At 71.7% G+C, this 24,104-nt stretch carries 21 protein-coding genes and 1 pseudogene; 12 read left to right on the top strand and 10 right to left on the bottom strand.

Annotated features, from left to right (window positions below; genetic code table 11):
• The first annotated feature begins 216 nt into the window (after positions 1 to 216).
• The 5 genes from KO717_RS36230 (at position 217) to KO717_RS36210 (ending at position 4,331) form a co-directional block, all read left to right on the top strand.
• On the top strand, positions 217 to 1,161 hold the full coding sequence (locus tag KO717_RS36230; RefSeq protein ID WP_301373995.1) for an aldo/keto reductase: 945 nt from the start codon (positions 217 to 219) through the stop codon (positions 1,159 to 1,161).
• A gap of 309 nt (positions 1,162 to 1,470) precedes the next feature.
• Positions 1,471 to 1,962 carry a lamin tail domain-containing protein gene (locus KO717_RS36225; protein ID WP_301373993.1) on the top strand — a complete coding sequence of 164 codons (492 nt, stop codon included), beginning with the start codon at positions 1,471 to 1,473 and terminating at the stop codon, positions 1,960 to 1,962.
• Positions 1,963 to 2,100: 138 nt separating this feature from the next.
• On the top strand, positions 2,101 to 2,376 hold the full coding sequence (locus KO717_RS36220) for a hypothetical protein (RefSeq protein ID WP_301373991.1): 276 nt from the start codon (positions 2,101 to 2,103) through the stop codon (positions 2,374 to 2,376).
• Positions 2,377 to 2,481: 105 nt separating this feature from the next.
• Positions 2,482 to 3,522, top strand: a complete 1,041-nt coding sequence (locus tag KO717_RS36215; RefSeq protein ID WP_301373989.1) for an ATP-binding cassette domain-containing protein — start codon at positions 2,482 to 2,484, stop codon at positions 3,520 to 3,522.
• Positions 3,519 to 4,331, top strand: a complete 813-nt coding sequence (locus tag KO717_RS36210; RefSeq protein ID WP_301373987.1) for an ABC transporter permease — start codon at positions 3,519 to 3,521, stop codon at positions 4,329 to 4,331. Before KO717_RS36215 ends, KO717_RS36210 begins: the two co-directional genes overlap by 4 nt.
• Before the next feature lie 8 nt (positions 4,332 to 4,339).
• Here KO717_RS36210 and KO717_RS36205 read toward each other — a convergent pair whose 3' ends face one another.
• Positions 4,340 to 5,383, bottom strand: a complete 1,044-nt coding sequence (locus tag KO717_RS36205) for a S66 family peptidase (protein WP_301373986.1) — start codon at positions 5,381 to 5,383, stop codon at positions 4,340 to 4,342.
• A 286-nt stretch (positions 5,384 to 5,669) separates the two neighbouring features.
• On the opposite strand from KO717_RS36205, the gene KO717_RS36200 reads away from it, so the two are divergent.
• Positions 5,670 to 6,167, top strand: coding sequence for a C40 family peptidase (locus KO717_RS36200; protein ID WP_301373985.1), 498 nt, complete (start codon positions 5,670 to 5,672; stop codon positions 6,165 to 6,167).
• Here KO717_RS36200 and KO717_RS36195 read toward each other — a convergent pair.
• From KO717_RS36195 to KO717_RS36175, 5 genes are all read right to left on the bottom strand, one after another.
• Positions 6,149 to 7,489 (bottom strand): MFS transporter, encoded by a 1,341-nt coding sequence (locus KO717_RS36195; protein ID WP_367401591.1) that lies wholly within the window; start codon positions 7,487 to 7,489, stop codon positions 6,149 to 6,151. The genes KO717_RS36200 and KO717_RS36195 overlap by 19 nt on opposite strands.
• Positions 7,490 to 7,505: 16 nt before the next feature.
• Positions 7,506 to 8,102, bottom strand: a complete 597-nt coding sequence (locus KO717_RS36190) for an MBL fold metallo-hydrolase (RefSeq protein ID WP_301373983.1) — start codon at positions 8,100 to 8,102, stop codon at positions 7,506 to 7,508.
• 70 nt (positions 8,103 to 8,172) lie between these two features.
• Positions 8,173 to 8,679, bottom strand: a complete 507-nt coding sequence (locus KO717_RS36185) for a DinB family protein (protein ID WP_367401564.1) — start codon at positions 8,677 to 8,679, stop codon at positions 8,173 to 8,175.
• Positions 8,676 to 9,917 carry an epoxide hydrolase family protein gene (locus tag KO717_RS36180; RefSeq protein ID WP_301373982.1) on the bottom strand — a complete coding sequence of 414 codons (1,242 nt, stop codon included), beginning with the start codon at positions 9,915 to 9,917 and terminating at the stop codon, positions 8,676 to 8,678. Before KO717_RS36180 ends, KO717_RS36185 begins: the two co-directional genes overlap by 4 nt.
• A gap of 50 nt (positions 9,918 to 9,967) precedes the next feature.
• A complete protein-coding gene (locus KO717_RS36175) occupies positions 9,968 to 10,906 on the bottom strand; it encodes an MBL fold metallo-hydrolase (RefSeq protein ID WP_301373981.1) in 939 nt (312 codons plus the stop codon).
• Between the two features lie 106 nt (positions 10,907 to 11,012).
• Here KO717_RS36175 and KO717_RS36170 point away from each other — a divergent pair.
• Positions 11,013 to 11,954, top strand: a pseudogene (locus KO717_RS36170) (AraC family transcriptional regulator); the annotation flags it as partial.
• Positions 11,955 to 12,178: 224 nt separating this feature from the next.
• Here the strand turns inward: KO717_RS36170 and KO717_RS36165 are convergent.
• On the bottom strand, positions 12,179 to 12,922 hold the full coding sequence (locus KO717_RS36165; protein WP_301373979.1) for a TetR/AcrR family transcriptional regulator: 744 nt from the start codon (positions 12,920 to 12,922) through the stop codon (positions 12,179 to 12,181).
• A gap of 100 nt (positions 12,923 to 13,022) precedes the next feature.
• On the opposite strand from KO717_RS36165, the gene KO717_RS36160 reads away from it, so the two are divergent.
• Both KO717_RS36160 and KO717_RS36155 read left to right on the top strand, forming a co-directional pair.
• Positions 13,023 to 14,285 carry an FAD-dependent monooxygenase gene (locus KO717_RS36160; protein WP_301373978.1) on the top strand — a complete coding sequence of 421 codons (1,263 nt, stop codon included), beginning with the start codon at positions 13,023 to 13,025 and terminating at the stop codon, positions 14,283 to 14,285.
• A gap of 180 nt (positions 14,286 to 14,465) precedes the next feature.
• Positions 14,466 to 15,110 carry a ScbR family autoregulator-binding transcription factor gene (locus KO717_RS36155; protein ID WP_367401563.1) on the top strand — a complete coding sequence of 215 codons (645 nt, stop codon included), beginning with the start codon at positions 14,466 to 14,468 and terminating at the stop codon, positions 15,108 to 15,110.
• Positions 15,111 to 15,219: 109 nt separating this feature from the next.
• Here the strand turns inward: KO717_RS36155 and KO717_RS36150 are convergent, their stop codons facing one another.
• Positions 15,220 to 16,356 carry a hypothetical protein gene (locus KO717_RS36150; RefSeq protein ID WP_301373977.1) on the bottom strand — a complete coding sequence of 379 codons (1,137 nt, stop codon included), beginning with the start codon at positions 16,354 to 16,356 and terminating at the stop codon, positions 15,220 to 15,222.
• 231 nt (positions 16,357 to 16,587) lie between these two features.
• Positions 16,588 to 17,520 (bottom strand): alpha/beta fold hydrolase, encoded by a 933-nt coding sequence (locus KO717_RS36145; RefSeq protein ID WP_301373976.1) that lies wholly within the window; start codon positions 17,518 to 17,520, stop codon positions 16,588 to 16,590.
• A 126-nt stretch (positions 17,521 to 17,646) separates the two neighbouring features.
• Between KO717_RS36145 and KO717_RS36140 the strand changes: the two genes are divergently transcribed.
• The 3 genes from KO717_RS36140 (at position 17,647) to KO717_RS36130 (ending at position 23,247) form a co-directional block, all read left to right on the top strand.
• On the top strand, positions 17,647 to 18,249 hold the full coding sequence (locus KO717_RS36140) for a TetR/AcrR family transcriptional regulator (protein WP_301373975.1): 603 nt from the start codon (positions 17,647 to 17,649) through the stop codon (positions 18,247 to 18,249).
• Positions 18,250 to 18,505: 256 nt separating this feature from the next.
• Complete coding sequence (locus KO717_RS36135) at positions 18,506 to 20,188, top strand: glycosyltransferase family 2 protein (protein ID WP_301373974.1); 1,683 nt, start codon at positions 18,506 to 18,508, stop codon at positions 20,186 to 20,188.
• Positions 20,189 to 20,202: 14 nt separating this feature from the next.
• Positions 20,203 to 23,247: an SGNH hydrolase domain-containing protein gene (locus KO717_RS36130; RefSeq protein ID WP_301373972.1), complete on the top strand. Its 3,045-nt coding sequence runs from the start codon at positions 20,203 to 20,205 to the stop codon at positions 23,245 to 23,247.
• A 161-nt stretch (positions 23,248 to 23,408) separates the two neighbouring features.
• Here KO717_RS36130 and KO717_RS36125 read toward each other — a convergent pair whose 3' ends face one another.
• On the bottom strand, positions 23,409 to 23,771 hold the full coding sequence (locus KO717_RS36125; protein ID WP_437184675.1) for a subtilase-type protease inhibitor: 363 nt from the start codon (positions 23,769 to 23,771) through the stop codon (positions 23,409 to 23,411).
• Positions 23,772 to 24,104 lie beyond the last annotated feature (333 nt).

Raw genomic sequence — 24,104 nt, 5'->3', positions numbered from 1 at the left:
ACGGGACCGCGACGGCGCGCTCCTGAGCACAGGTGAGGGGCGGAAGCTTCTGTGGGAACAACGCGCCGCGCGCACCCAGGATTCCGGCTCGCGATGTGATCTTCCCCCACCCCCGCGCGCCTTTCCGGCACGGCTTCCACCTGCGCATACTCCAGGACCCACCTCGCCCTGAACCATCGGGGGGCGAGGGCCGACCGGATGGAGTTGATCAATCAGATGACGTCGCACACGGTCTCCGCGGCAGCTTCGGGCACATGGGTGCTCGGTGATCTCGCGGTCAACCGGATCGGCTTCGGCGCCATGCGGCTGACGGGCAGCGCGGCCTTCCACGAGGGCACTCCCAGCGACCGCGGCAGGGCGGTCGCCGTACTGCGCCGGGCGGTCGAGCTCGGCGTCAACCACATCGACACCGCCGCGTTCTACTTCTCGCGGCTGCGTTCGGCCAATGAGCTGATCAACTCGGCGCTGGCGCCGTACGCGGACGGCCTCGTCGTCTCCACCAAGGTCGGCCCCGTCCGGGACGCCTCCGGCGGATGGACCGAGCCGGCCCGGCCCGACCAGCTGCGCGGCCAGGTGGAGGAGAACCTGCGCCAGCTCGGCCGGGACCACCTCGACGTGGTGAACCTGCGCCTCATGGGCCAGGAGTGCATCAGCGAGCACTTCGGATCCCTGTCCGAGCTGCGCGACGCCGGACTGGTCCGCCACCTCGGCATCTCCAACGCCCGCCCGGAGCACCTGGCCCAGGCCGAGGCGATCGCGCCGGTGGTGTGCGTCCAGAACCGCTACGGGGTCGACGCGCCCGACAGGACGGGGATGCTCCGCGCCTGCGCGGAGCGCGGTATCGCCTTCGTGCCCTTCTTCTCCATCGCGGGCGAAGGGGCCGAGGCCGGCGCCCTCCGGACCGAGCACGACGCGGTACGTGCCGTCGCCCGGGCGCACGGAGCGTCACCGGCGCAGGTGCGGCTCGCCTGGATCCTGGGGCAGGGCTCCCACGTCCTGGCCATTCCCGGTACGGGCGACCCGGATCACCTCGCCGACAACGTGGCGGCGGGCGCACTCCGGCTGACGCCGGACGAGCTCCGGCTCCTCGGTTCGATCACCAGAACCGCTCACGCGAGTACGTCCGAAGAAACGGTCGGAGCGGCCGTTACAGGGGCCTGAACCCGTTCGGCGCAGAGCGGGAGGTGGTCGCACGGGCAGTGCGTCCAGGCGGGAAGACCTCCTTCTCCGGGCCCGCCAAGGGTTGTTCGGCGCGCTCCCCCCGCTCACGTCGGCGTGGCCTTGACATGTGTCCGATACACGCGAGAGTCACCGATACATCCGCATTTTGCAACACGCCCCGAATTGGTGGCTTTTGGTGGTGGTTGGGGGCCAGAGTGTGGCTCCTCGGCAGGACGCCGGGAACGGTTCCAGGCCCACCCGCCCCACACAAGGCGGACCGGGCTGCTGTCTGTTGAAGGGGTCATCTTCATGTCTGCTTCTCTCGCCACCCGCCGGTTCGTCGCCGCGTTCCTGGCCGCGGGCGCCCTCGTCGGCGCCGCCGCCCTCCCGGCCACCGCCGACGACCACCGGCGCGACCGCGACCACCGGGCTCCGCACTCCTCGATCGTCATCAGCGACGTCCAGTACGGCACCGGCGGCCGCGACCGCGACCGCTCCGACCGTGCGCTGAACCGGGAGTGGGTCGAGGTCAAGAACACCGGGCGCAGGAGCGTCAACCTGCGCGGCTTCACCCTCACCGACCGGCAGGGCAACCGCTACCGCTTCGAGGACTTCCGCCTGGACGGCCAGTCCAGCGTGAAGGTCCACACCGGCCAGGGCCGCGACACCCGCCGCGACGTCTACCAGGACCGCCGCCACCAGATCTGGGACGAGCGCGACACCGCCACCCTGCGCGACAACCGTGGCAACGTCCTCGACACCGACTCCTGGAACGGCCGCCGGCACCACCGCAACGGCTGACCCGGACGGGTCACCGGCCTGACGCGCGCCCGCACTCCCCGCACGGCGGGGGTGCGGGCGCGCCGATATCGGGCTGCGGCTGTCAGAGGGGGGTGGCAGGATCATCGGCGGTGATCCGACCACCTACAGGGGGCAGGGATGGGGAGCACGACGTTCGAGTGGCCGCGCGACGCGCAGGCACGGGACACGGCGGCGCTGGAGCTGTGGCTCGCCACGCACGGCTGGGAGGTCGACCCGACGGTGTTCATGGCCGGCAGACTCGGCCCGGCCGTGCAGGTGCAGCCGATCGGCGGGGCGGGCCAGGACGGGGAGCCCGGGCTGCTGATCCTGCCGGGCGAGACCGTGGTCTACGCGCGGGACCGGATACGGATCGCTCCCGGGGCCGCCGTTCCGGCCACGTGCGGAGCTTCGTAGGACCGCCCACCGCCGCCCCGGCCGGCATCCGCCCGCCGGGGCGGCTGTCGGTGGTGTGGGTCAGAGTGGAAGGGATGCCGATTTCCGCGCGAGCGAGGTGATCCCGTGAGACACGCGATCCGGGCGGAGGGCCTGGCCAAGCGGTTCAAGGAGACCCGCGCGCTGGACGGGGTGGACCTGGAGGTTCCGGCGGGTACGGTGCTCGGTCTGCTCGGCCCGAACGGCGCGGGCAAGACCACCGCGGTCCGTATCTTCGCCACGCTGCTGCGCCCGGACGAGGGGCGTGCCGAGGTGGGCGGGTACGACGTGGTGCGGGAGGCTGGGCGGGTCCGTTCGCTCATCGGTCTGACCGGCCAGTACGCGGCCGTGGACGAGAACATGACCGGCACGGAGAACCTGCTGATGATCGGGCGCCTGCTCGGCATGGCACGCGGTACCGCCCGGGCCCGTGCCGCCGAGCTGCTCGACCGCTTCCACCTGGGTGACGCGGCCGGACGGGCTGCGAAGACGTACTCGGGCGGTATGAGGCGGCGCCTGGACCTCGCGGCCAGTCTGGTCGGGCGGCCGCGGATCCTCTTCCTGGACGAGCCGACGACCGGGCTCGATCCGCACAGCCGCGGTGAGGTGTGGGACATGCTGCGCGTGCTGGTGGCGGAGGGCATGACCACCCTGCTGACCACGCAGTATCTGGACGAGGCCGACCGGCTCGCCGACAGCATCGTGGTGATCGACAACGGACGGGTGATCGCCGACGGTACGCCCGACGAGCTGAAGGCCCAGGTCGGCGGACAGGTGCTGCACCTGCGCCCGGTCCGCCCGGCCGAGCTCGACACGGCGCACACCCTGGTCGCCGAGGTGGCCGGGCCGCACACCACGACCGAGGGCGACGGGATCACCGTCCCCGTCAACGACCCGGCGCTCATGCCCCGTGTCGTGCGCCGGCTCGACCGCGCGGGCATCGCCGTCGGGGAGCTCACTCTGCGCCGCTCGTCCCTCGACGAGGTGTTCATGGCCCTGACCGGCCACCGTGCCGAGCCGGGGTCCGCCCCGCAGGCCGACGTCGAAGCCGGGGTCCATGGCGATGCCGGCGACGGATCCGATGACGACGCCGGCGGCCCGTACGCGGAAGCAGGGAGTCCGTCATGACCGGCACGACCCTCACGGACAGCCTGGGCCGCGGCGGCCGGGTCAGGCCGTCGGCGGCCCTGCGGCAGACCGCCACCATGGCCTGGCGCAGCCTGGTCTCGGTGAAGCACAATCCGCTGGAGCTCGTCGACTACAGCATCACGCCGATCATGTTCGTGTTCCTGTTCACCTATGTCTTCGGCGGGCAGATGGCGGGCTCCCCTCAGGAGTACCTCCAGTACGCGCTCGCGGGGATCATCGTGCAGAACACGCTGTTCATGAGCATGTATACCGCCATGTCGCTGAACACCGACCTGACCAAGGGCGTGTTCGACCGGCTCCGCAGCCTGCCGATCGCCCGTTCGGCTCCGCTGTTCGGCCGGATCGTGGCCGACCTGGCCAAACAGCTGTGGGCCATGCTGCTGATGATCGCGCTCGGCACGGTGCTGGGCTTCGAGATCACGGGCGGTCCTGCGGGCTTCCTCGGCGCGACCGTCCTGCTGCTGACGTTCGCGGCGGCCGTTTCGTGGACGGCGGTACTGATCGGGATGAGGGCCGCGGACGTGGAGAAGGTGCAGGTCTTCGCCTTCACCTTCATCTTCCCGCTCACCTTCACGAGCAGCGCGTTCGTCGAGGTCGACACCATGCCCGGATGGCTCCAGGCCTGGGTCGAGGTCAACCCCGTGACGTATCTGTCGGACGCGTTCCGGGGTCTGCTGCTCGGCACTCCGGCGGGCGGGCCGATCCTCTGGTCGCTGCTGTGGGCGGCGGGCATCACCGCGGTCTTCATGCCGCTGGCGATGCGCGCCTACCGCTCCGACGGCCGCTGAGCCCGGGCTCAGTACGTGACGACGATCCGGCGTGCCGGGCCGTCCACCCGGATGCGGCCGCCGACGGGGACGACGAGCTGCGGGTCGGTGTGGCCGAGGTCGACGTCGAACACCACCATGGTGTCCGGGGCGTACTGGCCGAGGGCCCGTAGGACGGCCTCGCGCTGTTGCCGGCGGAAGTCCGCCTTGGCCTCGGCGTCGAGCCGGTTCTCGAACGACCAGCTCTTCGCCCTGCCCATGAGCAGCGCGGGGAACTGCCGCAGCAGCCCGCGTTCGCCCATGCCGCGCAGGATCCGGTAGACCTCTTCGGCGGGCGGCATCTCCTCGGAGGTCTCCAGGAACAGCACGTTGCCTGCGTATGCCTCGACCGGTCGCGTCACGCGGTCGGCCATCAGCAGCCAGGAGATGATCTCCAGGTTGCCGCCCCAGCTGATGCCTTCGACGACCCGGTCGGCGTTGTGCCAGGACCAGCCGTCGGCAGGTTCCATGGACGGCTCGGATGCGAACGTCTGCGGGTCCTCCCAGGGGCTGTCGACGTCCCCGCAAGCGCTTGCCTCGGTCAGCTCGTACTCGCCCGAGGTGAACAGCGCGGCGCGCAGGGAGGCGGCGGTCGACGGGTGCATCGCGCCGGGCCGGCCGAACCCGACCATGACCGATCCGCCGTGGTAGCCGACGATGCCCAAGTCCCGCAGGAAGAGCAGCAGGTTGGTGTTGTCGCTGTAGCCGAAGAACGGCTTGGGGTGGGCGCGCAGCAGGTCGCGGTCGAGGTGGGGAAGGACGGCGATCTGGTCGTCGCCGCCGATGCTGGCGATCACCGCCTTGATGTCGGGGTCCGCGAAGGCCGCGTGGATGTCGGCGGCCCGCGCCTCGGGCGTCGCACCCATCGTCCGGGTCGTCGGGTACTCCACCGCCTTCAGCCCGAAGTCGTCCTGGAGTCTGCTCAGCCCCAACTCGTAGGGCAGCGGGAACAGGCCGGGGAGGCCGGACGACGGCGACAGTACGGCGACCAGGTCTCCGGGACGCGGCTTCACGGGATAGCGGGGATTCTCCATCCGATGATCATAGAAGTCGGCGGATCCGACCTCGCATCGATTATCCGGGGCGAGCCCGCGTCGGCGTCGCGAACCGGCGCGTCGGGCGCGCCCCTATGACAATCATTCAGCCCTATGATCTCGAATCGAATGCAAAATCGAGACAAATCAGCCTGTGTCCCGCGCTGTTCGGCGGATCCCGTCGGAGAAAACTGGTCCGCCGTCAGAGCCATGACGTATCGACCGAGAACAGGACCCCGACCACTGACCTGACTGTTACCTGTCAACCGATTGCGGAGGTGTCACGATGTCCTGCTTCAGGACCGACTTCCGAAAGGCCCCCAAGGGCCTTCTCCCCACGTGCTGTTGCCCCAGAGCCCGCGCCATCCTCTCGCTGCTGCTCCTGACGGCCGCCGTCACGACCGGCCCCGCAGCCCCGGCCCACGCCACCGCCACGTATGGCGCCAGAGCCGTCGCGGTGGCCGCCTCCAAACAGGGCTCGCCGTATGCCTACGGCGCCACGGGTCCCAAACGCTTCGACTGCTCGGGCCTCACCCTCTACGCCTTCAAGAAGGCGGGCAAGCGGCTTCCCCGCACCGCCGAGCAGCAGTACGAGCACACCCTCCACATCCCCGAGGCCGATCGCGCGGCCGGGGACCTGGTCTTCTTCCCCAGCGGCGCGACCATGACCCATGTGGGGATCTACGCCGGCGACGACCGCATCTGGCACGCTCCACGCCCCGGCACCCGGGTGCGCCTGGAGCGGATCTGGAGTTCAGCGGTCCGCTACGGGCGCGCCACCTGATCGGGCGCCCGGCCGGTCCGGCTCCTCCGGTCCTGGTCTCCCGTCGCCACGGCGGCCGGCCCCGGGTCCGCGGGCAGCCTGCGCACCGCCCACACGCCCGGGGAGAGCAGCAGCACCAGGCTCGCCGAGGTCATCAGTACGGCACTCCAGACAAGGACGGACTCCGTACCGAGGGAAGTCGCCGCGGCGCCCACGACGAGGTAGCCCAGTGGCACGGACATGAGCTCACCGGCCGAGCTGAAGGAGCTGACCCGCCCGAGCACCTCGGACGGGAGCTGTTCCTGCACGGCGGTGTTCCAGCACACGATCGCGATGTCGAGACCGATGCCCGCCATGACGGTCGCCCCCGCCACCACGGCGAGCGGCGCGCCCCAGGCGAGCGCGAGGAAGGGCAGCGCGAGAGGCAGGTTGGCGCATACGCACACGACCATGATCCTGGACGGCTTCCATCTGAGCGACACGATGCCACCCACGAGCAGGCCGGCCGCAAATGCCCCCTGGACGATTCCCCATGAAGGAGCACCCAGATGACTGTTCTGGGCCATCACCGGACCGAGGAGCTGATATCCGCCGAGCCAGAGGGCGACGACCACGGTGCCGGACAGCGTGTAGGACCAGATCCAGGAGAGACGGGAGAACTCTTTCCAGCCATCCTTGAAGTCGCGGAAGACTGAAGCCGTCGTCCTGACGGGTCCGGACACGTCGAGACGGCTGCACAGGAGGGCCGCGACCGCGAAACTGGCGGCGTCCCAGACCAGGGTCGGTTCGGGGCCGATCAGGGCGACGAGGGCGCCGCCGACCGCCGGCGCGAGGATGCGGATGACGTTGCCGGGCAACCGCATCAGCGCGTTCGCCTGCTGCAGCTCGCCGGGATCGACGAGCTGTGGCAGCAGGCTGTTCATGGCGGGCTGGGTCAGTGCCGACGCACAGCCCGCCAGCGCCGCGAACAGGGCGATCCGCCCGGTGGTGGCCGTACCCGTGGCCACGAGCAGGGCGACGCAGCCCTGGGTGACGGCCGGCAGCACATTGCCGATGACGATGACCCGCCGGCGGGAGAACCGGTCCGCGATCACTCCGCCGACGAGGAGCAGGACGAGCTGCGGGGCGGTGTTGGCCGCAAGGACGATCGCCAGGGACGCCGGGCTGCTGTCGAATCCGAACACGGCGAAGGCCAGGGCCACGGGGGCCATCGCCGTGCCGCTCATCGAGATCAGACGTGCCAGGAGGAATAATCTGAACGGCTTGTGCCGCAGTGTGGAGAGGGATCCCTGTCGAACCATTCGACGGAGACTATCCTGCTCCTCCGCAGGTGGCGGGGCCAGAGAGGGGGCCGGTGCCTCAGAGCGACTCGCCGGGCCGCAGATAGCGGTAGCCGTGCGAAGTCTCCTCGCCGAGCCAGCCGTTGACGCTGCTGAGACCGCGGTCGTTGATCTGCGCGTCGTGAATGGCGAACGCCCGCCGCGGGTTCACGGCCTTGACGAAATCGATGGCCTCCACCATTTTCAGCCACGACCCCTGCGCCGGCACCAGCAGCGTCTCGATCTCCTGCTCGGGCACGTGCAGCGAGTCACCCGGGTGGTAGACCGCGTCCTCGACGACGTACCCGAGGTTCGCGCAGTCGGGTTGGCCGCCGTAGATGGAGGCATGGCGGCCGCCGACCGCGCGTATGCGGAAGCCCGCGGCGGTGAACTCCGTGCCGGAGGACACCCCGATGACGTCCAGCCGCGGGATGTCCGCCTCGGCGGGGGCGTAGACCGGTACGCCGAGCCCCGCCAGGCGCAGCACGTCGACGTGGTCGGCGTGCTCGTGGGTCACCAGCACCGCGTCCGCGCCGGCCAGGGCCGCCGGTTCGCTCCACGTGCCGGGGTCGATGACGAGAACCCGGCCGTCCTGCTCGATCCGGACACATGCATGGGTGTACTTCGTGATCCGCATGGCTTCGGACCGTACAGTGCCAGGCCCGCCTCGGCCGGTCATTTTCCGGATGGTTCCGCTCACGCCGAGGTCATTCCCCGGTCGTCCCGTCGATCGCCTCGCGCAGCAGGTCCGCGTGCCCGTTGTGGCGGGCGTACTCCTCGATCATGTGGGTCAGGATGTAGTGCAGCGAGTACGGCTGCTCGCCGAAGTTCCCCGTCACGTCGAGGGATTCGGCCGCGTCCACGATCGCGCGCGACCGCTCGCACGTCTCCGCCCAGATCCGGAACGAGCCGGCCACGTCCGCGTCGTCGACGTGGAACTCCGTCCACTCCCCCGCCTCGTTCTTCGGGAAGTAGCCCCGTACGTCCTCCCCGGCCAGGACGTTGCGGAACCATCCGCGCTCGACCTCCGCGAGGTGACGCACCAGCCCGAGCAGGCTCAGCCCGGACGGGGCCACCGCCCGCATGCGCAACTGCTGGTCGCTCAGCCCCGCGCACTTCATCATCAGGGTGTCCCGCTGCCACTGCAGGACGCTGGTCAAGGTGGCGCGCTCGTCGCCCGTCAGCACGGGCCGGGTCCGCTGTTCATCGATCACCCGGCGATCATCACATCCGGCCCGGGTCCCGGCCCACGCGTTTTCACATGCCGGTCGCATGCCGGTCGGCGCAGTTGCCGGAAGAAGGCGCGGATGTCCCCCACCAGCAGCTCGGGCACCTCCATGGCGGGGAAGTGGCCGCCCCGGTCGTACGAGGTCCAGCGCACGACGGTGTCGGTGCGCGCGGCGATGTGGCGCAGCGGGATGAAGTTGTCCCGGGGGAAGTCGGCCAGTGCGGTCGGGGTGCTGGACACCTCCGGCGGCCGGCCGGCGTACGCGGCGTGGGCCCGCTCGTAGTAGATGCGGGCCGCACTGCCGGCCGTTCCGGTGAGCCAGTACAGCATCACATTGGTCAGCATCTGGTCCCGGTCCACCGGGCACGCGGGGTCGCTCCACTCGGTGAACTTCTCCGCGATCCAGGCGAGCAGCCCGACCGGCGAGTCGTTGAGCCCGTACGCGAGGGTCTGCGGCCGGGTCGCCTGGATGTCGGCGTACCCCTGCCGCTCGCGTGCCCAGATCCGGTACCGCTCCCAGGAGGCCAGTGTCCGCTCCTGTTCGGCGGGGGACAGCGCGGCCAGTTCCTCCGGCCGGGGTTCGGCGGTGGCTCCGCCCCCGGGCAGCAGGTTCAGGTGCACTCCGATCACGTGGTCCGGCCGGATCAGGCCGAGTTCGCGCGAGATCGCGGCCCCCCAGTCGCCGCCCTGCACCCCGTACGACCGGTGGCCGAGGCGGTCCATCAGCACGCCGAAGGCCCGGGCCACCCGCTTGAACTCCCAGCCCGTCTCGGTCGTGGGCCCCGAGAGGCCGAAGCCGGGGATGCTCGGCAGCACCAGGTGGAAGGCGTCCGCCGGGTCGCCGCCGTACGCCCGGGGGTCCGTGAGCGGGCCCGCGACACGCTGGAACTCCACCGGCGAGCCCGGCCAGCCATGGGTCATCAGCAGCGGGGTCGCGTCCGGCTCGGGCGAGCGGAGGTGCGCGAAGTGCACCCGTGCGCCGTCGATGACCGTGGTGAACTGCGGCCACTCGTTCAGCCGGGCCTCGGCCGCCCGCCAGTCGTACTCCTCGCGCCAGTAGCCGACGAGCTCCCGCATCCGGGCGAGCGGCATCCCGTACGCCCAGCCGACCCCGGGCAGTTCGTCGGGCCACCGCACCCGGCCCAGCCGCTCCTGCAGATCGTCGAGCTCCTCCTGACCCACATCGAGCCGGAACCCGCGCAACCGCTCGTCGAGATCATCCATGCCCCGCATGCTAGGTCGTGCCAGCCATGGGGTCGTGCCGGGGGCGCAGGTCAGGGGTGCTGCGGGGCGGCCGTGTCGCCGGAAGGGGGCCAGGAGGCCCAGCGGGCGGGGGCGAAGGTGTCGGCGGTGGCGCGGATGTTCAGGGCGCCCGGGCCGGCGAAGTGGGCGGGGACGACCAGTTCCCGCTCGTCCGCAGCCCGTTGCAGGACGCGGCGGCGGCTGGCCGCCGCCTGTACCGGGTCCAGGCAGAAACAGCTGTTGCAGGAGGGCCGGACGATCTGCACCGGGCTGTGCATGAGATCGCCGACGAACACGGCGCGCTCGCCCCGGGAGTCCAGACGCAGGACGGACGAGCCGGGGGTGTGGCCGGGAGCCGCCTCCAGGGTGAGGTGTTCGTCGATGCGGTGGGCGCCTTCCCACAGGACGGCCTGTCCGGCCCGGTGGATGGGCGCGATGCTGTCCTCGTGGACCAGGCCGTCGTCCGGGCCCCGGCCCTTGCCCGAGGAGTTGCCCGGCCCGAAGTGGAAGTCGTCCGCCGCGGGGATGAGGTAGCGGGCGCGGGGGAACGTCGGGACCCATTCTCCGCCCACGTCGTGGGTGTTCCAGCCGACGTGGTCGGCGTGGAGGTGGGTGTTGACCACGACGTCGACGTCCTCCGGGTGGACGCCGGCGCCGGCCAGGGCGCCCAGGAAGTCGGTCTGCCAGTGGTGGAAATGGGGGGTGTGGGGGCGTTCGCGGCCGTTGCCGACGCCGGTGTCGATCAGGACGGTCCGGCCGGCACTGCGCAGGACCCAGGACTGCAGGGCCATCACGGCCTGGTCCTGCTCCGGCTGCCAGTGGTCCGGAGCCAGCCAGTTCCTGTTGTCCTCCCACACCGTGGCGGAGTCCGGTACCAGGTCGCGCGGGGAGGTGAAGAAGCCCTGCCACTCGCGGACCCGGATGACCTCGACATCGCCCAGCCAGATGGACTGCTTGTTCTCATTCGTCATGCCACGACCCTAGAAAGAGTCCGGTGAGCTCCTCAATGCCCGCGCAGCTCACAGCAATACGCGAGCGTCTCATACCGGGTGTCGGTCCGTCCGGTAGCGTGACGGGATGGACGTGGTGAGCGATGCGATCTCGACGGTACGGATCGGGCGGCCCTCCTCACAGCGGGTCCGGGTGCAAGGGAACTGGTGCGCCCGCCTCGACCCGTACGACGGCGCCGGGTTCCACATCGTGCTGGAGGGCAGCTGCTGGCTGCTGCCCGACGGAGGCGCTGCGCCCCTGTCACTGGGCGTGGGGGACGCGGTGCTGCTGCCGCACGGGGCGGGCCATGTGATCGCCGACCGTCCGGCCGGTGCGCGGGAGTTGGCGCGGGCGGTGCCGTTCGCGCAGTGGGAGGCGGTACGCACGGCAGGCGTGCCGGGGCGGGAAGTCGGGGCGGGTGTGGTGGCCGGAGCGGGGGCCGGTGGTGGTGTGGTGGAGATGCTGTGCGGCAAGTACCGGCTCGACCGCAGCCGGGCGCATCCGCTGATGGCGGAGCTGCCGCAGATCGTGCATCTGCCGTCCCGGGTGGGGGCACGGCCCGAACTACGGTCCGCGATCGACCTGCTGGGCCGTGAGCTGGGCGAGCAGCGCCCCGGTTCCGGCATCGCGGTGCCCGGCCTGCTCGACCTGCTGCTCGTCTACATGATCCGCTCCTGGGTGGCCGAGGGCGGGAGCGGGACGTGGCCGGCGGTGCTGGGCGATCCGGTGGCGGCCGGCGCGCTGCGGGCCCTGCATGCGGACCCGGCCGCGCCGTGGACCAACGAGCGCCTGGCGGCGCAGGTCGGGGTGTCCCGGCCCACCCTGGCCCGGCGCTTCACCTCCCTGGTGGGCCGGCCTCCGATGGCATACCTGACCTGGTGGCGGTTGAGTCTGGCCGCGGCGGCACTGCGCGACTCCGAGGAGCCGCTGGCCGCGGTGGCGCGGCGGGTCGGCTACGGCAGCCCGTACGCCCTCTCGCACGCCTTCAGCCGCGAGTTCGGCACCACACCGGGCCGCTACCGGGCCCAGGGCCGGCCGGAAACCGACCCGGAAACCGACCCGGAGACGGAAGCCGGAGCCGGGACCGGTGTCTCGGGGGGGGGTCAGCGCGGGGCCTTTCGTAGGATGAGGAGGGACCGGGCGCGGCTTGGAAGGCGCGCTCATGGTCCTGCGTCCGCGGGGCGAATCCGCCTGAGCGGCACCACCGGGGGCCCGGGCCCTGCCGGGCCGTCCCGGCCGGCCCGTGGGTGACGTCAGTTCCCGCCCGCGCGGCGGGTCATCAGCAGTTCGAGCCCGTCCAGGATGCGCCCCAGCCCGAACTCCAGGGCCTGGTCCCGCCCGCCGTGTTCCGCCGCCGAGGCCAGCGCCGTCCCGAGCGCGGGGAACCGTTCCCCGTGTGTGCGCATCACCTCGCCGAGCATCGCGGCGAGTTGGGCATCCGGTCCCTCCCCCGCGGCCCCGGATCCGGCTCCCGCGCCGGCGGCCCGTTCCTGCTCCGCGATGCCGCGCACGTGCCCGGCGAGCAGCACCACGGCGTCCATCGCCTCGGCGCCGGTCAGCCCGCACCCGTCGAGCGCGGCGAGCGCCTGTTCCATCCACTCCAGCTCCCGCGGGCCCATGACCCGTACGCCGACGGTCGCCTCCAACAGCCACGGGTGGAGCCTCAGGCCCTCCAGCAGCCCCCGCGCCCACTCCTCCAGCCGCTCCCGCCAGGAGCCGCCCGGCGACTGTGCCGCCTCCGGCATGGCGCCCTCCACCATCAGCGCGACCAGTTCGGCCTTCCCCGGCACGTACCGGTACAGGGCCATCTTGGTGACGGCCAGCTCCGCGGCCACCCGCTGCATCGACGCGCCGCCCAGGCCCTCCGCGTCGGCGATCCCGATACCCGCCCGGGCGATCCCCTCCAGCGTGAGCCCCCGCTTCGGTCCGCGCGCGGGCCCGGCAGGCGGCGGCCCCCACAACAGCCGCACGGCCGGGCCCCACTGATCGCTCGTCATCGCATTCACACCTTGCGCTCGCACAGAAACTGCGTCTACCGTACACGGTATCGAATCAGTGTCCGCTGGACACAGTTAATTCTCAGACCGGGAGCCCTCCATGAGCGCATCGTCCGACCGGACCGGCGGCCAGCGCCCCGCGGCCCGTACCGTCCTCATCTCGGGCGCCGGCGTCGCGGGTCCCGCCCTCGCCCACCGGCTCGGCCGCCACGGCCTGCGCCCCACCGTCGTCGAGGTCGCCCCCGCCCTGCGCCCGGGCGGCCAGGCCGTCGACTTCCGTGGCGGGGCCCAGCTCCGCGTCCTTCGCCGGATGGGAATCCTCGACGAACTCCACCGCGTCCGGACCGGCGGCAGTCCGATGACCTTCGTCGACGCCGACGGCCGCGAACTCCTGCACCTGCCCGCCGAGTTCGCGGGCGGCGACATCGAGGTCCTGCGCGGCGACCTCTCCCGGATCCTCTACGGGGCCTCGCTCGCCGGCGGCGCCGAGTACCTCTTCGGGGACTCCCTCACCTCCCTCACCGAGACGGCCACCGGCGTCGACGTCACCTTCCGCCACGCCCCGGCCCGCACCTTCGACCTCGTCATCGGTGCCGACGGCCTCCACTCGAACGTCCGGCGCCTCGCCTTCGGCCCGGATGCCGACCACGTCACCCACCTCGGCCACTACGCCGCCACCTGGAGCCTGCCGAACCACCCGGACCTGGGCCTGGATCCGCGCCCGGGCACCGGCTCCATCGGCCACAACGCCCCCGGGCGCCTCGCCAGTGTCGCCCCGGACCGCACCGACCCCGCCCGGGCACGCGCCTTCTTCGTCTTCGCCTCCCCCGAGCTCGCGTACGACCGCCATGACCCCGAGGCCCACAAACGCCTTCTGCGCGAGGCGTTCGCGGGCCTGCCCTGGAAGGTGGACCGCCTCCTCGACTCCCTCGGCGCCGCCGACGACCTCTACTTCGACTCGATCAGCCGCGCCGACTCCCCCGTCTGGTCCACCGGCCGGATCGCCCTCCTCGGTGACGCCGCCTGCGGCGCGACCATCGGCGGGATGGGTACCAGCACCGCGATCCTGGGCGCTTACGTCCTGGCCGGTGAACTCTCCCTCTCGCCCGGGGACCACCGGGCCGCCTTCGGCCGCTACGAGTCCCTGCTGCGCCCCTACGCCCAGGAACGCCAGAAGGGCGGAGACCGGACGGGCCGCTTCCTCGCCCCCTCCTCGAAACAGGGCCTGCGCCTGCGCAACACCCTCCTCGGCAGACGGCGCATCCTCACCTGGATGCTGAAGGCGGCGAAGGACGCCACCGCACTCGCGCTCCCGGACTACCCGGACCGGCCGGCCAACTCACCTTCGGAACAGGTCCATTGACGTCCAGGGGCACTCGCCCCCGAAAAAAGAATCACGCAAAGAACCACACAACTCCCCGAACCGCTCACCGTCTCCGCAAAAAAGTACCTGCCGACTGGTTTCGTTTCGCATCGCCCGACTACATTGACGGCACACCGCGGCGAACACCGCTCGGGCAGTGACCAAGGGGACGAGCAGATCGTGGCGAGGGCCAGACAGGAGCGGGCCGAGATCACCCGCCAAGCCATACTCGACGGCGCGGCGACCGCCTTCGATCTCGGCGGGTTCGAGGGCACCAGCCTCAGCGACGTCGTCAAGCATGCGGGAGTCACCAAGGGCGCCCTCTACTTCCACTTCCCGTCCAAGGAAGCCCTCGCCCGCACTCTGATGGACGAGCAGTTCCAGGTCTCCGAACACCTCCCCGCCGTGGAGGACCCGGGCCTGCAGACCGTCATCGACCTCACCCACCGGATGGCCCACGGCCTGCGCACCGACGCCCGGATCCGTGCAGGCATCCGTCTGGTCATCGAGTTCGGCTCCTTCACCCACCCCGACCCGACCCCCTACGACGCCTGGATCGACACCTGCCGCAGCTGCCTGACCCCCGCTCAGCAGCGCGGCGACATAAACCCGTCGCTCGACGTCCAGGACCTGTCGGCCCTGCTCGTCGGAGCCTTCACCGGCATCCAGGTCACCTCGTACGTCCGCACCCGCCGCGAAGACCTCCACACGCGCGTCACCGACCTGTGGAACTTCCTCCTCCCCGCAATAGTCCCCCCGCAGCGCATCACCCGCTTCCTCCCCACGGGCACGCCCGAGGCGGCCCCGCCTTCCCCCACCCGCTGACGCAGGGCGGCCTCGCACACGCCGTGGCGATCCACGGGGGTGCTCGCCACGGCGTGCCCGAGACCGCCCTGCCCCGAACGAACCGAACCGAAGCGAACCGAGACACCCCCTACGGCCGGGGGCTCTCCGGCACGTACGCCTGCTGGGACGCGCAGGTCCAGATCACCGGCCGGACCCGGTTCTGCGGGTCCAGTGCGGCTCCGCCGACCCGGTCGTCGTCAGTGACGGCGAAGGCGGCGGTGAACAGCGACGGGCCCAGCCCCGGCAGGACACGCATCGGCCCCTTGCCGGTCCAGTACTGCGCCCGGGCCGGCGGGCTGTCCGGCGGGCGCGGCGACGCGTAGGCGAACTCGGCCAGGCCGACCGCGACGCCGGTGTTCGGGCTGATCGCGTCGAACGTTCCGCCGATCGCGCCCGGCGCCCAGGGTGCGTACACCGCAGGGCCGTCGGGTCGGTTCCACACCACGGCGTACTCCGCGGTGTCGGGCCCCTGGCCCCGCTTCGCGTAGCCGACGATCCGGCCCGAGTCGTCGATCCCCCGGGTGACGTGGTGGTCCCCCGTGTCGTCGAAGGGCGCCAGCACCGAGGGCGCCGAGTCCGGGTACGCGGGCCAGTAGAGCCCCGGGACGGCGAGGAACTGGCGGCCGGGGCGCCGTTCCAGCTCCCAGGCGTTGCCGGACACCTGCCCGGCGTTGTTGAGGCCGGACATCTGGCTGAGCATGTATCCGGCGGGCGGGGGCAGTTCACGGCGCGGCCGACCGTGCGACCATTCCACGCCGACGGTCCGGTTCCGGACGGCGTCCCAGAGGCTGCCGACGATGACGCCGCGGTCGTTGACCCCGCTCGCCTCGTCCCCGCCGGGCAGTACGGTGATGGCGGGATCGCCGTGCCGGTAGCTGAACGCCTTGCTGCCGTCGCGGGTGGTCACCTGCCCGACCATGAGGCCGGACCGGTTGACGTCCTTGACCCGGCCCGTGCTGGAACCCTCGGGCACCGGCACCGCGTACACCTGTTCCCCGATCCAGTACGCCGGCTTCATGCCGGACATGCCGACCGCCAGGTGCGAGTGCCCCGGTGCGATGGCCGAGACCTGGGTGTGGCGCACCCAGGGGCTCGGATGCGGATCGTCGGTGCCGGGCAGCGTCTGAAGGACCTGGACGGACGGCTTGCAGGATGCGGCCGTCGCGCCCTCGGCCGTCTGCGCGGGAGCCGTCATACCGAGGGTGGCGAGGAAACCGCCCGCCACGGCGAAGCCCGTACGCCTCGTAAGCCCCGTACGCCGTGTACGTCCCGTACCCCTCGTGTTCCTGGTGCGTCGCGTTCTCGTTGTCATGAATCCCCCCGGATCACGTCACGTGGAAGCCGAACCGCAGGGAGACATCCTTGCCCCGCCGGACCGGGATGAACAGCGACGATCCGGACAGGCGGCGCATCACTTCCGGTCCTGCCCACGGGATCCGGAGGTTCCGGTCCGGGCTCAGGCGCCGGCGGGGGCGAGGGAGTCGACGTCCTCCATGAAGCTCAGCATCCGCGCGTTGACCAGGTCGGGGTGGTCGATCTGCGGGCCGTGGCCGGTCGCGGCGACGATCTCGGCGCGGGCGCCGGGGATCAGGCGCGGTACGCGTTCCAGCTGCCGCTTGGGATGTACGAGCAGGCTGCGCTTGCCCATGATCAGGTAGAACGGCGTCCGGATGGAGCCCAGTTCTGCGTCCGACAGCGGTAGCGGGGCGGGGCGGCGGATTCGAAAGGCCTTCACGCTGGCCTGAATCATCGCGCGGAGCTCGGGGACCACGATCACCGGCTGCTCCAGCCACTTGGCGAGGCGAGGGCGCCACGCCTTGGGGGCATAGGTGGCGAAGAGGCTGGCGAAGATCCAGACGAAGAAGCGCAGGCCGACCTTCTCCAGGCCGCCCGGGTCGAGGGCGGTGACCGAGGCGAGCCGTCCGGGCCGGCGGTGGACCTGGTTGATGACCAGCCAGCCACCGTACGAGGAGCCGATCAGGTGAACCTTGTCCAGGCCCAGCGCGTCGAGGGCCTCTTCCAGCCACTGGGCCGCCCGCTCGGGCTGCCACATGGGCTCGCGCTGGACGCTGCGGCCCGGGTCGCCGGGAGTATCGAGCGCGTAGACGGGACGCTCGGCACTGAGGGCAAGGGTGTTGGGATACCACTGGGCGGAGCAGCCTCCCGAACCGTGCACCAGGACCACGGGTGTGCGCGACTCGGCCGCAGGGTCGGTGGGGCCGTACCGGTAGACGTGCGTGGTGCCGAAGCTCGTCTCGACATCCGTCTCGGAGCGGGCGGGTGCGCCCTTCGCGTAGAGGACGTCACAGGCGGCGAAGTAGCGGTCGCGCAGTTCGTCGTTCACGTAGTGGCCGATGTCGCGGCGCACTCGGGTCGTGTTCTCGGGCACGGGGCACCTCCGGGAAAGATCCGTTTTTCGTGATACGAACGTACCATATTGCTGATACGGCGGTACCATAAAGAGGTCCGGAACGGCCGGATGTGAACTCACCATCGACAGGCGGAGGCCCGGCACATGCCGAAGCGTGTGGACCATGAGGAGCGGCGCGCCCAGATCGCCGAGGCGCTCATCCAGGTGGCAGGGCGGCGCGGACTGCATGCCGTGGGCATGCGCGACGTCGCGGCGGAGGCAGGGGTGTCACTACGACTGGTGCAGTACTACTTCGAGACCAAGGAGAAGCTGCTCTTCTACGGGCTCCAGCACCTCACCGACCGCTTCACCGCACGCGTGGGCGAGCGCCTGCGCGCCGTCGGCCCGGACCCCGGCCCGCGCGCGACCATCGAGGCACTACTGCTGGCCTCCCTCCCCACCGACGAGGAAGGCCGCACCTTCCACCTCCTCTACAGCTCGTACTCGATCCTGTCCGTGACCGACGAGGCCCTCGCCGCCCAGCCGTTCATCGACAACCCCGACGCCGCGGAGAACGCCGTCGCCGGGCTGCTCCGGCAGGCACAGGAGAGCGGTCTGGCCGACCCGTCCGCCGACGCGCGCATCGAGGCGATCAGCCTGCTCGCCATGACGGCGACGATGGGCACGAGCATCCTGGTAGGCCAGCGGAAGCCCGAGTCGGCCGTCGCGGTACTCCACCACCACCTCGACCGGATCTTCACCGCCTGACCCACCGCCCCGAGCCCCTCCCCCGGACCGGCCACCTCGGCGAGTTCCAGGACTGTTCACCCCCGCGTGACCCGCACCTTCCCGGACCCGCCGGACGGGGCCGGTCGAATGGCGAACCGAGAGGTCTGGACCATTGAAGTCGCGCCAATCCGTGGCGCATTGGCTCCGGCGCCACACTCTCGCAACAACTGGTCTATACCTTTACTACTAGGATGGGCCGCCTGAAACGGGTACATGCACAGCCGTGGGGGGCTTTATGACCTTTCATCATCTTCCGCAGCCACCGTCCGACGAAGAGCTCTACTGGTACTTCGGACCGCAGCGCCGCTGGGTCCTCGTCAGTACCTCGCTCGCCTTCGTGTTCACGGCGGCGACCATGTTCACCTTCGCCCTGCGGACACCGGCCCTGTGGACGTTCCTCGCCGTCCTCGGGCTCAACCTCGTCGCCCTCGTCCTGTCCTCCGTCAACAGCCTGCGCCAGCGCCGGCTCACCCGGCAGTCGCACGAGGTGCTCGTCCACGCCTGGCGGCCCGCCGACCTGCCGGACGTCGATCTGTACCTGCCCACCTGCGGCGAGCCGCTCGACGTCCTGGCCAACGCCTACCGCGCGGTCGCGGCCGTCGACTGGCCCGGCGCGCTGACCGTCTGGATCCTGGACGACGCCGACCGGCCCGAAGTCGCCGCGCTGGCCGCCTCGTACGGCTACGAGTACGTCGTACGGCCCGACCGGGGGCACCTGAAGAAGGCCGGCAACCTCAACCACGCGCTCACCCTGAGCAGCGCCGAGTTCATCGCGATCCTGGACGCGGACTTCGCGCCGCGGCCCGACTTCCTGCGCCACCTCGTGCCCTACCTGGCCGACCCGGCCGTCGGCATCGTGCAGAGCCCGCAGTGCTTCGACACCGACGAGACCATGGGCTGGATCCAGCGGGCCGCCGGCTCCGCGCAGGAATGGTTCTTCCGCTGGATCCAGCCGTCCCGGGACGCGAGCGACGCCGCCATCTGCTGCGGCAGCAACGCCGTGTACCGGCGCAGCGCGATCGACCTGGCCGGCGGGTTCGCCCGGCTCGACCACAGCGAGGACCTGTACACCGGGCTCGCCCTGCACGAGCAGGGGTTCCGCACCCAGTACGTGCCGGTGCTGGTCGCCAAGGGCACCTCGCCCGACCGGGTCACCTCCTTCGTCAACCAGCAGTACCGGTGGGCCATGGGCAACCTCCACCTGATCGGCACGCCCGTGCTGCGGCGGATGCACGCGCCCTGGCGGATGCGGCTGTGCTTCTACGAGGGCATCGTCGGCTATCTGACCACCGCGGTGAACACCTTCGCGGCGCCGTTGCCGCCGCTGGTGATGATGTTCTGGTTCCCGGACCACATCCGGCCCTGGCACGTCCTGCCCCTGCTCGCCCCGCTGTGGCTGTGGCACGTGCTGCTGCCGCGGATCAGCCGCACCCGCTGGCGGGTGGAGGTCATCCGGGCGAACGTCCTGACCAGCGTGGCCGCCGCGGCCGCGTTCGTACACACGCTGCGGGGGCGCAGCGCCGCCTGGGTGCCCACCGGCGCGCGGGGTGCGGGGGCTCCGGGCGGGATGGCCCGCCGGGTGATCGCCGTCTCGCTCGTCTGGCTCGTCCTCTCCAACGGGGCCGCGGCCACCGGTCTCGCGCTCGCCGTCGCCCGCAACGGCTGGGAGCCCAACTGGGGGCTGCTCCTCTACCTCCTGGTGCAGTGCCAGATCAACGTCCCGCTGATCCGGGACCTGGTGGCCGAGCTGCACCCGGCGGCGGGGCCGGTGCGCGCCCGGGTACGGGCCTCGCTGCGCCCGCGCGGCGGCGTGCTGCCGCGCCGCTGGCCCGAGACCGTCGCCGCTTCCGCGGTCCTCCTGCTGACCGGCCTGCTGGCCTCGGGGTGGGTCGACCCGATGCTTCCCTGGCTGAGCTGAAAGGCACCATCCGCATGTCCTTCCTCGTCACACCCGGCCGGCGCCGGCCCCGCCGGAGCGCCGCTCCCGGGGCCGGAGGGCTGCCGTCCGGCTCCCGCTCCGGCAACGAGTCCGGGCCGAGCCCGCACCGGTCCGCCTTCCGGCCCGACATCGAGGGCCTGCGCGCGGTCGCCGTCCTCGCGGTGCTCGCCTTCCACGCCGGCCTTCCCTGGGCGACCGGCGGTTTCGTCGGCGTGGACGTCTTCTTCGTCATCTCCGGCTACCTCATCACCGGTCTGCTGGTCCGGGAGGCGATCACCACCGGAAAGATCCGGCTCGGTGACTTCTTCTCCCGGCGGGCCCGGCGGCTGCTGCCCTCCGCCGCCGTGGTGCTCGCCGCGATGGCCGTCGCCGGAGCCTGGCTGACCGTACCGCTGCGCCGCGCCGACATGGAGTACGACGTCGTCGCGGCGGCCCTGTCCTTCGCCAACTGGCGGTTCGTGTCGCAGCGGACCGACTATCTCGCCGCCGGGCACGACCAGAGCCCGCTGCTGCACTTCTGGTCCCTCGCCGTCGAGGAGCAGTTCTACCTCTTCTGGGCCCCGCTGCTGGCGGTACTGGTGCTGTGCGCGGCCCGGGCGGTCCGCCGGGGCCGGGCCGTACGGCTGGTGGTGCTGCTGGCCGCCGCCCCGCTCGCCCTGGCCTCGTTCGCGATGGCGGTGTACTGGACCGGGCGCTCCGTATCGCTCGCGTACCTCGGAACTCCCTCGCGGGTCTGGCAGTTCGGTGTCGGGGCGCTGCTCGCCCTGCTGCCCTGGCACCTGATGCGCGGTCCGCGTCCCCTGCGGCTGCTGTGCGGCTGGGCCGGGGCCTCGGCGATCGGCTGGTGCGTCGTGTCGTACGACGCCGGGACCCCGTACCCCGGTCACGCGGCGCTCGTGCCGACCCTGGCGGCCGCCGCCGTGATCCTCGCCGCGATACCCGGCCGGGGCGAGCGGCACACCCCGGGCACCTGGGACGTGGGGCGGCTGCTGGCGGGGCGGGCGCCCCGGGCCGTCGGGCGGCTCTCCTACACCCTGTACCTGTGGCACTGGCCGGTGCTCGTCCTCGCCGAGGCCCGGTTCGGCACGCTCGCCTGGCCTGCGAAGACCGCGCTGACCCTGGCGGCCGTACTGCCGGCCCTGGCCACCATGCGCTGGGTGGAACAGCCGCTGCGCCGCTCGCGCACGGTCTCCGAACTCCCCCGCCGCGGGCTGTCGGTGGGCGTGTCGGCGATCGTGCTGCCGGTGGTCCTCGCGCTGGTGGTGGGTACGACGACACTGCGCGTGCTGGGCCCGGCCGGTCCGGTCGACATACAGGGGCTGCCGCCGGGAGCCGCCTCGGGCCCCACCCTGCTCGCCCGGACGGCCGGCACTCCGCTCGTCGACGGGCCGGTGGTGCCCAGCCCCGCGCAGGCCCGGGGGGACTTCCCGCCGGACGGGGCCTGCGAGGTCGCCCCGGCCGGGACGCGCAGCCCGGACTGCCTGTTCGGCGCGGTGGACAGCCCGGACCGGATCGTGCTGCTCGGGGACTCGCACGCCGGGCAGTGGTTCTCCCCGGTGCTGGCGCTGGCCTCGCAACGGGGCTGGGCGCTGCAGGAACTGGTGAAGCAGGGCTGCCCCCTGCCGGAGCTCGCGGTGGACAGCCCTCAGCTCGGGCGCGCCTACCGGGAGTGCGACACCTGGCGGGCGGACTCCCTGGAGCGGCTGCGGCAGCAGCCGAAGCCGCGCCTCATCGTGATCGCCTCGCTCAACCGGTACACCGACGACGCGCAGCTGCTGGCCGAGGCCTGGGAGAAGACGCTGACGCCGCTCCGGGCCCTGGGGGCGCCGATCGTCTACGTGGAGGACACTCCCGTGCCCGGCAGGGACATCCCGGCGTGCGTGTCCGGCAGTCCCGGATCCCCGGCCGACTGTGCGTTCAGCCGCGCGGACGCCCAGCTGCCGGATCCGCTGGCGCGGCGGATCGCGTCCGGCGCGCTGCCCGGCGTACGGAGCGTCGGCGTGAACCGGGTCCTGTGCCCGGGCGACGGGCCGACCTGCCCGGCCGTGCTCGACCGGATCCTGCTCTACCGGGACGACGCCCACCTGACCAACGCGGCGGCCGTGGTCCTGACCAACCGCCTGGAGCGGCTGCTCACGGAGGCCGGGCTGCTGCCCGCCGCGGGCGGAGCGGCACCGGGGGCGGCGGCAACGGGGACGCCTGTGCCGGGGGCGGACGGGTGGACGCGGCTGCTGCGCGACGACTTCGACGGCCCGGCGGGCGCCCGTCCGTCCGCCGCCGACTGGGTCCACGACATCGGCACCTGCTACCCGGGCTGCCCCGCGCCGCAGTGGGGCACCGGCGAGATCGAGACCATGACCGACTCTGCCGACAACGTCCGCCTCGACGGGAAGGGCGCACTGGAGATCGTGCCCACCCGAAAGGACGGCCGGTGGAGTTCGGGACGGATCGAGACGCGGCGCTCCGACTTCGCGCCGCCGCCCCGTGGGATCCTGCGGATCGAGGCGTCGATCGCCCTGCCGGACGTGACCGGGGAGAAGGCGGCGGGATACTGGCCGGCCTTCTGGACCCTGGGGGCACCGCTGCGCGACGGGTACACGGGGTGGCCGGGGGTCGGGGAGCTCGACGTCATGGAGTCCGTGAACGGGCGGGACACCGTCTTCGGGACGATGCACTGCGGTGTGCCGGAAGGCGGCCCGTGCCGGGAACCCGCCGGCCTGACCTCCGGTCCGCAGCCGTGCGACGGCTGCCGTACGGCGTTCCACTCGTACGCCGTCGAGGTCGACCTCGCACCCGGCGCGCAGGAGGTGCGCTGGTATCTGGACGGACGCGTGTACCACCGGGTGGCCGCCGACCGGATGGACCCGGGGACGTGGGAGGCGGCCGTCGACCACGGGCTGTTCCTGATCCTCGACGTGGCGGTCGGCGGGAATCTGCCGCTCGCCGACGGCGCGAGCGCGGGTCCGGCCACCGAGCCGGGCCATGCGATGCGGGTGGACCACGTCACCGTCTCGGCCCGGGAGGGGAACACCACGTAGGCACAGACCTGTGGCGGAAGGCAGCGCCTCGCTTTCGGGCCGGGAACGGTCCGGAAGCGGGGCGCGCTCCACGGGGTGCCTCAGCACGCCCGGAGCACGCCCGGCACAGGTCCGACGCGGGATCAGAACCCGGGATCGGAACGATGGATCACAACGGTGGATCAGAACGCGAAGACGGCGTTCCCGTTGAGGGTCGTGGACATCACGCAGGTGTTGGAGAAGGTGTACTTCCAGGCGACGCGGCTGCCCTTCCACACACCGTCGGCGGTGACGGTGACCGGGGCGTAGTGCATGGGGCAGGCACGGTCCGGGTCCGGCGAGGCCAGCAGGCGGTCCAGCGCTCCGCCGGTGGAGTTGAGGGTGGTGCAGGCGGCCTTCGGGTCCGGGTGGGTGCCCTGCGCGGTCGGGGCGCAGCTGAGGGTGGCGGCCCGGACGACGGTGGAGGTGGCGACGTCGTCGCCCTGCGCGATGGTGAACACCAGGGCGGACGGGGCGTACAGGCTGGAGGGCTGGGCGGCTGCCATGCCGGTGGCGCCCACCAGACAGAGGAGCGTGGCGGCGGAGGCAGCTGCGATGCGGTGACGCACGACGAAACTCTCTTTCGATTCAAAGGTTGAACGCGATATTTGGTTTCGATATCGCGTCATTGCGGGATCAGACTGTCTGACGCGAAGGCAAGTCGCACCCGCAGGACCGATTTACGGACAGAGCATCCGTATATCGGCGAACGAATGGTCGTTCGGGCAGCTCACAGGGGGCACCTCCGCTCCCCCGCCACACCCCGGCGCCGCTCGCGCCGCCCACGACGTGCGGACCCACCCCTCGCTGACCTGCCGCCGGCCGCGCACGGTTCATCC

Origin of the sequence: Streptomyces xanthophaeus (assembly GCF_030440515.1) — a bacterium.
GTDB lineage: Bacteria > Actinomycetota > Actinomycetes > Streptomycetales > Streptomycetaceae > Streptomyces > Streptomyces kutzneri.
Note: the sequence above shows the minus strand (reverse complement) of the source record. Positions and strands in the feature narration are given on the sequence as shown.

Coding starts and splice junctions, on each gene's coding strand:
- KO717_RS36230 (WP_301373995.1), top strand. CDS start 217: ATGACGTCGCACACGGTCTCCGCGGCAGCTTCGGGCACATGGGTGCTC.
- KO717_RS36225 (WP_301373993.1), top strand. CDS start 1,471: ATGTCTGCTTCTCTCGCCACCCGCCGGTTCGTCGCCGCGTTCCTGGCC.
- KO717_RS36220 (WP_301373991.1), top strand. CDS start 2,101: ATGGGGAGCACGACGTTCGAGTGGCCGCGCGACGCGCAGGCACGGGAC.
- KO717_RS36210 (WP_301373987.1), top strand. CDS start 3,519: ATGACCGGCACGACCCTCACGGACAGCCTGGGCCGCGGCGGCCGGGTC.
- KO717_RS36205 (WP_301373986.1), bottom strand. CDS start 5,383: ATGGAGAATCCCCGCTATCCCGTGAAGCCGCGTCCCGGAGACCTGGTC.
- KO717_RS36200 (WP_301373985.1), top strand. CDS start 5,670: ATGTCCTGCTTCAGGACCGACTTCCGAAAGGCCCCCAAGGGCCTTCTC.
- KO717_RS36190 (WP_301373983.1), bottom strand. CDS start 8,102: ATGCGGATCACGAAGTACACCCATGCATGTGTCCGGATCGAGCAGGAC.
- KO717_RS36180 (WP_301373982.1), bottom strand. CDS start 9,917: ATGGATGATCTCGACGAGCGGTTGCGCGGGTTCCGGCTCGATGTGGGT.
- KO717_RS36175 (WP_301373981.1), bottom strand. CDS start 10,906: ATGACGAATGAGAACAAGCAGTCCATCTGGCTGGGCGATGTCGAGGTC.
- KO717_RS36165 (WP_301373979.1), bottom strand. CDS start 12,922: ATGACGAGCGATCAGTGGGGCCCGGCCGTGCGGCTGTTGTGGGGGCCG.
- KO717_RS36160 (WP_301373978.1), top strand. CDS start 13,023: ATGAGCGCATCGTCCGACCGGACCGGCGGCCAGCGCCCCGCGGCCCGT.
- KO717_RS36140 (WP_301373975.1), top strand. CDS start 17,647: ATGCCGAAGCGTGTGGACCATGAGGAGCGGCGCGCCCAGATCGCCGAG.
- KO717_RS36135 (WP_301373974.1), top strand. CDS start 18,506: ATGACCTTTCATCATCTTCCGCAGCCACCGTCCGACGAAGAGCTCTAC.
- KO717_RS36130 (WP_301373972.1), top strand. CDS start 20,203: ATGTCCTTCCTCGTCACACCCGGCCGGCGCCGGCCCCGCCGGAGCGCC.
- KO717_RS36125 (WP_437184675.1), bottom strand. CDS start 23,771: ATGGCAGCCGCCCAGCCCTCCAGCCTGTACGCCCCGTCCGCCCTGGTG.